This window comes from Candidatus Polarisedimenticolia bacterium (assembly GCA_035764505.1).
Taxonomy (GTDB): Bacteria; Acidobacteriota; Polarisedimenticolia; order Gp22-AA2; family AA152; genus AA152.
Map to the genome: position 1 here is coordinate 1 of DASTZC010000154.1, position 10547 is coordinate 10547.

Sequence of the window (10547 nt, forward strand, 5' to 3'; positions counted from 1 at the left end):
GCTCCTCAGCTAAATATGGGTGTGTGATATCCGTATTGCGACGGGGCACAGAAACTCCTCTTGCGTTCCGCCACCGGGCGGAAGCATTTCGAGGGATCTGTTTTCGGAGGTCGGAGCAAATTTCGGTTTGCTTAGTACGCCGTCGAAGGGCCCGTGTCAAGGAAAAACTCCCTGCATGCGTCCGTTTCTTACGCTACCTCACGGATTCCTCGACAACTCGTCGTCAGAAATGTCAGGACAACATAAACTGACACTGTCTGCGCTCCTTCGCGGTCGAGACAATGATCGGATCGATCCGGGATTCAGCCCTTGTCTGGAGTCGTGGCGCACGGCGTATAATCCGTCGCGTCGCAGCGTCGCTCACTGGGAATCCCACTCGACCGAGGCTTCATTGCGCTGTCTGATGGTGATCGTCAGCCTGCCTCTTCTTCTGGGCGCTTCCTCCTGCACCCGCGATCACGGCGCCGCCGGCGTCGGGCTCGGATTGGATTCGACCTGCGGCGCGATTTGCGACGAATTGGGCGGCGCCTGGAGCGTGACCGTGACGCCGGCGTCTACGATGACCACCTCCTGCTCCAACCCTCGAGCCGATCGGACCGCCGTGACCTTTCCCACCGAGGCGATCGGACTGGGGGAGATGTCGATCCGCCAGACGCCCGGCCGGTCGCAGATCGAGTTTCGCACCGCCTCCGCCCCCGAACGGATCTCCGGCAGCCTCGATCCGACGAGCCTCGGCATCACTTTCGTTTTGATGGATGGTCAGGGAAATGCGATCCGATGCACGGGCACGCTACAGAAGTTTGCCAATCCCGCCGGGAGCCAGGGATGGAGCGCCCGGACAACCTGCGATTCCAGCCTCGTGGGGACCGTCGAGTGCCGTCTCGACCCGCCCGTAAACGCCGCCCTCACGGTCCAGACGATTCTGATGGAAGCTCCCCCGACTTGACGCGACGCCTCTCATGCAGCTTGGGGAAGGTTGGTCCCTCCGTCAGATCGGCATTAACATGCTTTCGGTTTGCCTGCGGGGCCTCGCCTTCGCCGGCCGAAGTGATTGTTTTTTTCACGGGCTGCTTACAGTTCACCGAGCCGGCGCATCGCCCATTCGCTCAACCATGGTCGAGTTGGTCGGTCATTCCGGGGACTTATCCAGTGAGTCTGTCCTTTCAAAAATCTCAACTGGTCCGGGGCCTCTCTTGCTTGGCGATCCTGGTCACCACTCTTGCGGCTTTCCAGACCGCAATCGCCGCACCGGTGGCCGTGCGCTACGCCGAAGGCGTGGTCCACGGTTTCCTCACCCTGCATACCCTGAGTGGAACGCATCTGGCCGACGGCGAGCTAATCCAGTTCGCCCAGGGGAGCCAGGTCACCAGCCGGCTGGTTTTTCATTTCCAGGACGGCTCAATCCACGATGAGACATCGGTCTATTCTCAGCGCCGATACTTCCGTCTCATCACCAACCATCTGATCCAGAAAGGCCCGACGTTCAAGCAGCCCATCGAGGTCTGGATCCATCGGGCCAGCGGCCGGGTCAAGGTGCGCTATGAGGACGACGGCAAGGAGAAGGTCGAGGAGGAGCGGCTCGATCTTCCCTCCGACCTGGCAAACGGCATGTTCAACGTCCTCCTGAAAAACCTTCCGCCGGGTGCGCCACCCCATACCCTTTCCATGGTGGCGGCCTCGCCCAAGCCGCGTGTCGTGAAGATCAATCTCCATGCCTCCCGCGAGGAGCCGTTCTTGACCGGAGAGGTCACGCGGAAGGCCATCCATTACGTTCTGGAGGTCGACATTCCCGGATTGGCCGGAGTGATTGCTCCCCTGGTTGGCAAGAAGCCGCCCGACTCCAATGTCTGGATCCTCCCTGGAGAGACGCCCGCCTTCATCAAGTCCGAGTCACTGATGTACGCCGATGGGCCGCTGCTGAGGATGGAGCTGGTGAGCCCTGCCTGGCCCAGCAAGCCTCCCGCAAGATGAGGATGCAGTAAGCCACTTCACATACGTCCGGACTCCGGGAAGCAGCATTCAGCGCGGCTCGACCCTTCCGCCACGAATGACCAGATCGCGCGACTCGATCGGATGCAGGATCACCCCCTTATCGACTCGCACGCCCACCCGGCCATCCTTGGCCGGGTCGTAGTCGAACACGCGCTCGACGCCCTGCGGGCGGAGAAACCGAATATCGCTCTCCAGGCCCAGGTCCTGAATCATCCGATCTCGACGGCTGACGAGCTTCTCGGTGTAGAGCCTGACTTCGGCGGAGGTAAAGCCCGCGGCGATCAAGGCCTGCTGCATCTGGCGCTCCGTGAGCTGGGCGATGAGACGCGCCATCCATCGCGCATCGTCCACGGTCATGTCGCGGAATGCGTCGTTGTCGAAGACGGGCTGATACGACACGATCCGGAATGGTCGGCGCTCCCGGCCATGGCGATCCACGACGGGCGGTTCCGTGAAGGTCCACGGAAAGTCATTGACGAGGCCCTGATCGTCGACCTTGAAGTTGTCGGCCCGCCCCAGACCGTTTCCCAGATCGCTGATCGCGTGGCGGATGCCGGCGCCGTCGTGTTTCAGCCGGTTGTTGTCCCATCGCACGTCGAAGCAGTTGGTCCATGCGAACAGGAGCGCCGCCCCGCGCACCTCGCGTCGTTCGGAGTGTCCGAGCCGATCCCAGCTCCACGGTCCGATGTTGTCCCCACCGGCCTTGCGCAGCTGGACGTTCGCCTCATCCATGACGAGATGGTCGAGTCCACGCTCGAACTCCGCGGCGTCCGGCCGGTAGTGATCGGCGGCGGTCCCCCTGGGGAGCTTCTTCGACGCGCGGGCCGACCGCGCGAGGATCTCGGGCCTGATGAGCGCCCTCGCCAGATCCTCGGAGGCCAGGACTCTGCCGTCCTTCATGACAGCCGATCGGATGTAGCGGAACGGGTCCTGCGGCTTCTGGACGACCTTGTGGTAGACCGGGATGAAGCCGAGCACGGTGATCGTGGGGTCGAGGTTCTTCCGGGAGTTGAACTCCAGCAAGAGGCGGCGATCGTAGCGGAGGAGGATGCGGGGTGAGTAGTCGTTCGGCTCGACGTGATAGCCGAGCGCCGCGAACAGGCGCGTCAGGGCGACCTCCGTGTCCCTTTTCTGATTCTGGAGCTCACCGAACTTCACCTTGATGATCCCGACCCGGCACTTCATGTCGAATCCCGGCGCCAGGCCGTAGCTCGTCTTCGGCTCATCGTAGACGCAGATCTCATCGTCCACCCGGACGATGGGACCGAACGCTGTGTAGAGATCCCGCGACGCGATGTCCGAGGGACGGCTCCAGAACGTCGACCGTACCGGGTCCCGCAGGCTCGGTTCGATGGCGGCGCTTCCGGCCAGATTCGACGCGATCATCTTGCCCTTCCCGATCGGATTGTGCAGGAGATCGAGATACAGGAACGGCGCATAAAGGACGTCGATCCGACGCGGCGTGGGGTTGCGCGTCGCGAGATCCAAGGAATCGGCCATCTCGGCGAGCTGGACGAGCGCGTCGCACCGGGCTTTGGACGCGGTCCCGGCGGCGACGGCAGCCGCGATCAGCGATTTCATCGGGCTCACCGAGTCATCGTCCGCGTCGACGTCTCCCAGTGCCGCGTCGAGGCGCCTGAGATCCTCCGGCTTCTGAAGCTCAAAACGGTGGCCCGCGAATCGAATCTTCGTTTGCGACGGCGAGAGATCCGGACAGATGTCACCGCCGGACGCCATGGCGCATCCCGCGATCCCCAGGCTCGCGATGCCGGCAGCCCACCATTTCAGCGTCATCGTGAGGCCAAGGCCCGATGGAACCGGCGGATGAAGAATCTCTTGAGAAACTGGCTCTTGATCATGCCGTGCCTGCGCGCCTCGGCGATCGCCTCTTCGGCCGTCCAGCCCTCGTTCGCGATGCGATGGCAGGCGATGACGGCTCCGGTGCGATCGCAGCCGCGCCGGCAATGCACGTAGACGGGGCCGCTCTCCGGGTCCGCGAGGATCCGCAGAATGCGATCCATCGTCTCCCGCGCGGGAGAGCGCAGCTTGCCCAGGGGAATGCGGTGATAGCGAATTCCGTGCGTTTGCGCCTGCATCCTCTCGGCCGAGGTAATCCCGGTTCGATCACGGAGGTCGATGATCGTGCGAATCCCGAGCTGCGCGAGCGCGGCGATCCCCTCGCGCGTCGGCTGCCCGCCGCGGAACAGCTGTGCGCTCACGCGTTGGAAGTTCGGAACACCGTCCATGATCCAGTCAGGCGGCCGCCCGCGACGCTCAGAAGCTCTTGGACCAGTGAAGGAGGATGGCGCCGTCACCGGCCTCGGTTCGACCTTCGCGCTGCCGGAGGACCCCGAAGTTGTAACCATAACCAAGCTCGAGCTGCGAATGCCAGAGGAATCCCGTGGTGATGCCCAGCGTGAGGGCGTTCATCGGCTCGACGCGGTGCACCGTCCCACCGGCATCGTCGAAGCGAACACGGTCGACCTGGGCCAGAGTTCCTCTTACCCGGAGGTAGGAGAAGAAGAGCAGCTCGTAGCGATACTCGAGGTTCAGGATTCCATAGGCCTCCGAGGTGATCTCCTCGAGCGCCACTGCGGGAAGCACCGGTCGCGAGAGCGCTTCCCAGTCTGCCGTCAGCGGACCCCCGCCCAGGTGGAATGCCGAGAAGCGATCGACGTCTCTGGTCTTTCCTCCATAGACGCTCGTGACGAGGCGATGGCGCTCCGAGTGCGCGAACGGCACGGGCATGGCCGCGACCGCGTAGACGCGGATGGCATTCCATTCCTGCCCGCTGCTTCCGTCTGCAGGGCCCGACGTGGGCCCCCAGTCCTCCCAATGCGCCCGCCTCGCGTGGAACGCGTCGATACCCGTCGCGTACCCCGCATGCGGAAGCTCGATGAAGTTGCGCTCCAATGCATCGGCGCGGAAGCGGAGATGGATGCGGCCCTCGTAGGTGTCCTGTGGAACGATGAACCCGGGATCGGTCTCGTCACCCTCATCGAAGGCGAGATATCCCGGCTCATAGCTGAGCGCGACCTCCAACGCGTTTTCCTGATTCCCGGGTGAGAGGGGAATCCGAAAGCCGGCGCCCAGGCCGAGATAAGCCTGGTACCACCGCAGCTCCTCCGAGCTGATGCGAATCCCTTCGACGTACTCGGAGCGGTCGAACGGCGGCGTCAGGTTCTCGAAGGTGGCGAGCATCTCGAAGGGGCCGTGCGAGGGCTGGAAGTCGAAGCGGATATCGTCATAGATGCCGACCAGAGTGGCGCGAAACCGCTGCCTGCCTTCGTTCCGGTTGCGCCACAGGAAGAAGGCTGCGAACGGGTTGATCTCCTTCTTGTCCGGCCCATCGGGGATCCATACGACCCCCAGGTCGAGGGCTGTAGCCTTGGTTCTGTCCCTCGCCGGCACCTCGACTTGGTGCCCGAAAACCGTTCCCGTGTAGGGCTCGCCGGCGCGCGGAGTCCGGTATTCCTGGGCCAGGCTTTGTCCGGCGAGCTTGAGGAACGTCAGGACGGCGAGCGCGCATCGGCTCTTGTCCACCTTCGTCCAGATCATGGTGACGGGCCTGCGATGATGACGTCCTCCCTGCGGAGAATCGGTGTCGCGAGCTCAGAACCAAGCGCCGTGAAGCAGTCGAAGAGGATGATGCGCCTGGTCTTTCAGGGCAGCAATAGGGTTTTCTACCCATACTCGCGATGGGATGAGCGGTGCCGGCGAGGGGGCCCCTCAGCGCGGCAGAGCATGAGCGCCGGACTCATGCAGCGTAGCTGAACCGTCTACCGAACCGGGGGGAATTCCACAGGGGGTCCAATCCCGATCGAGCTCGACTCGCTGAAATCACTCGCCGGGTCGACACTCTGGGGACCAATCAGGGCACCTCGCCGTGCAGGATCTTGGAGAGCTTGGCAGCGTCGATGTTTCCCCCGGAGACCACGCAGACAATCTTCCCCTGGCCCGCCCGACCGGTGAGCGCGGCGGCGACCGAGGCGGCGCCGGCCCCCTCCGCGACCACGCGGTTGCGCTCGATCAGCAATCCGATGGCGGAGGCGATTTCCGCTGGCGAGACGACCACCGAACCCTCCAGCAGCCGACGCGCCAGCGCGAACATCTCCGGAAAGACTCGCGGCGCCCCGATGCCATCCACGAAGCTCGGGGTGAAGGAGATTTCCACCGGAGCACCGGCTCCCCAGGAAGCGGCCAACGGGGCCGCCGTCTCGACCTCCGCCGCGAGCACCCGGATGCCGGGCTTCATCGCTCGCAAGCACGAAGCGATGCCGCAGCTCAGACCCCCCCCACCGTAAGGAACGATGACCGTCTCCACGTCGGGAAGATCCTCCAGAATCTCCAGGCCAATCGTCCCGTTCCCGGCCATGACGGCCGGGTCGCTGAACGCATGAACGAAGAGACCCTCCATCCCCGCGTAGCGCCGGGTCTGGAATACCTCCATCCACTGTGCGAAGGGCACCGGCACGATCCGCGCTCCGAGCCGCGCGATCGCCGCCCGCTTCGTCTCCGGAGCTGTCTCCGGCACGATGACCGTGCTGCGCAGCCCGAGATTCCGGGCGCACCAGGCCACCCCCTGGGCCATATTGCCTGCACTTGCCGTCCAGACCCCCGGCTCCAGCTGAGCGCGGTCGGTCTGCAGGATCAGATTGGCCGCCCCACGCAGCTTGAACGAGCCGATCGGTTGAAGGTTCTCCAGCTTGAGGTAGATCTCCGCGGGCGAATCGGAGACCTGGAGGCGCACGAGCGGCGTCCGCACCGCCGTGCCGGCGATCCGCATTCGGGCGGCTTGGATTGAGTCGAGGGGGACCGGGTCGAGTCCGGACATGGTGAGAGCCTCGAATTTGACGACGAGCTTTGCCTCGCTGAAGACGACGAAGGCTATTCTACGCGTTTCAGAGTAGGATTCCTGGTTGTCCCATCCTGGTCGACGCGGTTGATCCATCGCCTGAGGCATCAATCTGAATGGACTTCACGGGACGAGTCGCCATCGTGACGGGGGCATGGCGCGGCTTGGGCCGTGACGCCGCGGCGCGCCTCCACGCGCGCGGCGCGTCGGTAGCGGTCAACACGCGGGATGAGGCGCGCGCTCAGCAGGTCTCCCGCTCTCTGGGGGAGCGGGCCCTGGCCGTGCCCGGCGACGTCACCGATCCTCGGGCGCCGGAACAGATCGTGAGCAAGACGCTCGAGCGGTTCGGGCGCCTGGACATCCTCGTCAACAACGCGGCGCTCGCGCGGTCGACCCGGTTCGAGCAGCTCGACGCCGAGGAATGGCGGCTGGCGCTCGAGACCAACATGACGGCGCCGTTTCGATTGATCAAGGCCTCCCTGCCCGCCATGAAGGCCCAGTGCTACGGACGCATCATCAACATCTCCTCCTCCGCCGGCCGAACGGTGAGCACCCTCGGCGGCGCCCACTACACCGCCTCGAAAGCCGGTCTGCTGGGGCTGACCCGGGCCGCCGCGAAAGAGCTCGGCAAGTTCGGCATCACCGTGAATGCGATCTGTCCCGGCATGATCGACACCGAGCTGACGCGCGAGAACGCCTCGCCTGAGCTGCTGGAGCGCCTGGCCGCCTCTTATCCGGTGCCGAGGCTGGGCACTCCGCTGGAAGTCTCGGACCTGATCTGCTTCGTCGCCTCGGAGGCCGCCGGCTACATCACCGGCGCGTCCTTCGACATCAACGGCGGCGACTTGATGATGTAGGCGGGGGCGGGTGAAGGAAAGCACGCGCGTTCTCCTCGCCCTGGCGGCGGGCCTCGCCCTGGGCATCGGCATCGCGGCCAGCGGCAATCTGAGGCTTGTTCACGCGGCCGACGCGCTCGCCCCGATCGGCACCCTCTGGGTGAACGCGATTCGGATGACGGTGCTCCCGCTCATCGTCTCGCTCATCGTCACGGGCGTCGCGTCGGCGAGGGACATGAAGGCAATCGGCCGGCTCGGCGGCAAGACGCTGCTGGTGTTCGTTTCCATGCTGGCATCGCTCGCCCTGGTGGCCATTCCGCTCACGAAGGTCGTCTTCGGATGGCTGGGAGAGCGGGGCGCGAGCGCTCCTCCGCTGCCCGCGGGCGCCGCCGACGTGGCCCAGCTTCTGGCTTCCGATCCGAAGCAGACCTTCGCCTCATGGCTCGTCTCGCTCGTGCCCTCCAATGTCGTCGCCGCCGCGTCGGGCGGCGCAATGCTTCCGGTCATCCTGTTCGCGCTCCTGTTCGCGCTGGCCCTGACCCGCACGACGCCGGCCACTCGCGAGATGATGGTGGGATTCTTCCGGGCCCTCGGGGAGGTGATGCTGACCCTGGTCCGCTGGATCATCCTCGCCGCTCCCGTCGGCGTGTTCGCCTTGATGCTGCCGCTGTGCGCCCACGCGGGGGCGAACGTCGCGGGCGCGATCGGCTTCTACATCCTGGCCTATTCGCTGCTGAGCGTGGGAGGTGCGCTGCTCGCTTATCCGATGGTTGCCGCGTTCGGACGCGTCCCGATGCGCCGATTCGCACGCGCCGCGCTCCCGGCGCAGCTGATCGCCTTTACGTCCAGCTCGTCGGTCGCCGCGCTCCCGGCGCTGGTCGAGAGCGCCGAGCGCGGGCTGGGGCTGTCGAAGCGGATCTCGGGATTCGTGCTGCCGCTGGCCGTCTCCACGTTCCACTTCGCGGCGCCGGTGACCTGGACGGTGGGAACGGTCTTCGTCGGCTGGTTCTACGGGATTCCGATCGGATGGCGCGAGATATCCATCGTCGCGTTCGCCTCGGTCTTCCTGTCGGGAGCGGCTCCCGGCGTCCCCCGCGGCGGCTTCATCATGCTCGCGCCGCTCTTCTCCGAGCTGAAGCTGCCGATCGAAGGGATCGGCATTCTCATCGCGCTCGATGCGCTCCCGGACACCTTCGCCACCGCCATGAACGTGACCGGCGATCTGGCGGCGGCGGCCCTGGTCGCGCGCTACGACGCCGCCTGAGTGCCTGTCGACCAGACAGATCAGAATTGCTAACTGCGGACCCTTAGCCGCTTCGGTCAGACCCTCTCTAGGGACAGGATCTCGCCGTACGTTGCTCGCCGCTGGACATTGCTCCGAGCGAGCCCTCGCCACAGGAGTTTCCTCCTCGGACGATGTAGAGGAAAACCTGGCCTGTCGCCGGCGTTTCCGGATCGTTTGCAGTGAGGTCCGAGCCGTCGTCCGTCTCGATGCAGGTCGCGCCCGTCATGAAGTCCCAGGCGACAGCGGATCGGATCGTGTCGTAAAGGATCGTTGTGCCGCCCATATTCGCCGGAGGACTCCAGGTCAACTCCTGCAGGTTGCTGGACAGGAGGAGATTCCCAGCTTCCTCGGGAATCGCCCAGACCGCCATGTTGGCGTCGTTGCAGTCATTTGCGCAGATTCTGTGGCCATCGCCGTCGCTGTCGGCCTCGTTGGCCGGGACCGCCGGCCAGGCAGGATTGCTGCAGTCGTTGCTGAGACCGTCGCAAAGCTGCGGGGCCCCAGGATAGATGGCCGCGTTGGAGTCGTCGCAATCGGTTCGGGAGCCGCGGGAACAGGAGGGACTCCCCGGCGAGCCGGAACCGTCGCTGTCGGCGTCCAGGCATGCGACTTGCGCGCCATGGCAGGTGGAGACGGGCCCATCGCAGGCGCTGTTCGAGCCCACGGCCTGGACCCGATAGTAATAGGTCAGGCCGGCGACGCCCGTGTCCGTGAAAGAGGTCCCGGGAACGCTTGCGACCGGCATGAAGGAGTAGGAGCAGCCGAATTCGTTCCGCAGGACAAGGTAGGACGTTCCGCCCGGGACAGGCGTCCATGAGAGGGAGATGGAGCCGGATCCGCCGTTTGCCTCGAGTGCCGGCGCGCCGATCGAGGGGCAGCTCGTGGTGCTCTGGTTCGAGGGGTCCGTCGCCACCCCGCAGGCGATCGCATGGCGACTGAATGCCTGATAGATGGCGGCGGCATGCGGTGTGCCGTTCCCCAGGTTTCCATCATCGTCGTCGAAAACTCGGAGGCGATTGAACCAGGACCCGGCGCTGCAGCTGTCCGAGCTCGGGAGGGTGCAGGTGTATGCGTTGCCGCCCGAGCCCAGGCGTGACGTGAACCAGATTCTCTGGACGAGCTGCCAGGCGGTCGCCTGATCGAGGCCCGCGGCCGGGAGATCGCGCGTCGCCAGGTCCCACAGGGCCTCACCCAGAATGGATCCTTCGCAGTGCACCTGGCCACCGCAGGGTGCGTTCCCCTCCGGACAGTTGCTGGCGACGAAAATGGGAGTGGTGGGGGTATGAGCCTGGCGTTTATCCCAGTCCAAGTCCCGGAGGCCCGTACAATCGAGGCAGGGGTTCCCAAAACCGGTGCATTGCTGTCCCGGATGGTAGTTACCGCCGAAGCAAGAGTTGTGGTCCTCCAGGAACTCCGTGATGTCGGCGTACGCTTCAGAAGGATTGTCCAGGCCTCCGCCGTCGTTATTATCCAGTCCGTGGCCCCACTCGTGACGGACAACACCGGGAATCTCGCCGGCATTGCCACACGGGCCACCGGACCTGGCATATTTGGCGATGTCGTAGAAGGGGCTGTAGTT

Annotated in this window: 9 protein-coding genes; 4 read left to right on the forward strand and 5 right to left on the reverse strand. The window is 64.9% G+C overall.

Annotation, left to right across the window (positions count from 1 at the left end):
* The first annotated feature begins 391 nt into the window (after positions 1–391).
* Both VFW45_10455 and VFW45_10460 read left to right on the forward strand, forming a co-directional pair.
* Entirely contained in the window at positions 392–946 is a 555-nt protein-coding gene (locus VFW45_10455) for a hypothetical protein (GenBank protein HEU5181207.1), read from the forward strand.
* 251 nt (positions 947–1197) lie between these two features.
* Positions 1198–1971 carry a hypothetical protein gene (locus tag VFW45_10460; protein ID HEU5181208.1) on the forward strand — a complete coding sequence of 258 codons (774 nt, stop codon included), beginning with the start codon at positions 1198–1200 and terminating at the stop codon, positions 1969–1971.
* A gap of 48 nt (positions 1972–2019) precedes the next feature.
* Here VFW45_10460 and VFW45_10465 read toward each other — a convergent pair whose 3' ends face one another.
* From VFW45_10465 to VFW45_10480, 4 genes are all read right to left on the reverse strand, one after another.
* Complete coding sequence (locus VFW45_10465) at positions 2020–3786, reverse strand: hypothetical protein (GenBank protein ID HEU5181209.1); 1767 nt, start codon at positions 3784–3786, stop codon at positions 2020–2022.
* Positions 3783–4211, reverse strand: a complete 429-nt coding sequence (locus VFW45_10470; GenBank protein HEU5181210.1) for a tyrosine-protein phosphatase — start codon at positions 4209–4211, stop codon at positions 3783–3785. Before VFW45_10470 ends, VFW45_10465 begins: the two co-directional genes overlap by 4 nt.
* 55 nt (positions 4212–4266) lie before the next feature.
* Positions 4267–5550, reverse strand: a complete 1284-nt coding sequence (locus VFW45_10475) for a hypothetical protein (protein HEU5181211.1) — start codon at positions 5548–5550, stop codon at positions 4267–4269.
* Positions 5551–5863: 313 nt separating this feature from the next.
* Entirely contained in the window at positions 5864–6826 is a 963-nt protein-coding gene (locus VFW45_10480; protein ID HEU5181212.1) for a threonine/serine dehydratase, read from the reverse strand.
* A gap of 137 nt (positions 6827–6963) precedes the next feature.
* On the opposite strand from VFW45_10480, the gene VFW45_10485 reads away from it, so the two are divergent.
* Both VFW45_10485 and VFW45_10490 read left to right on the forward strand, forming a co-directional pair.
* Positions 6964–7704: a 3-oxoacyl-ACP reductase family protein gene (locus tag VFW45_10485; protein HEU5181213.1), complete on the forward strand. Its 741-nt coding sequence runs from the start codon at positions 6964–6966 to the stop codon at positions 7702–7704.
* Between the two features lie 10 nt (positions 7705–7714).
* Entirely contained in the window at positions 7715–8947 is a 1233-nt protein-coding gene (locus tag VFW45_10490; protein HEU5181214.1) for a dicarboxylate/amino acid:cation symporter, read from the forward strand.
* Between the two features lie 67 nt (positions 8948–9014).
* Here the strand turns inward: VFW45_10490 and VFW45_10495 are convergent.
* The coding region (locus VFW45_10495; protein HEU5181215.1) for a putative metal-binding motif-containing protein at positions 9015–10547 on the reverse strand (1533 nt) is incomplete at its 5' end.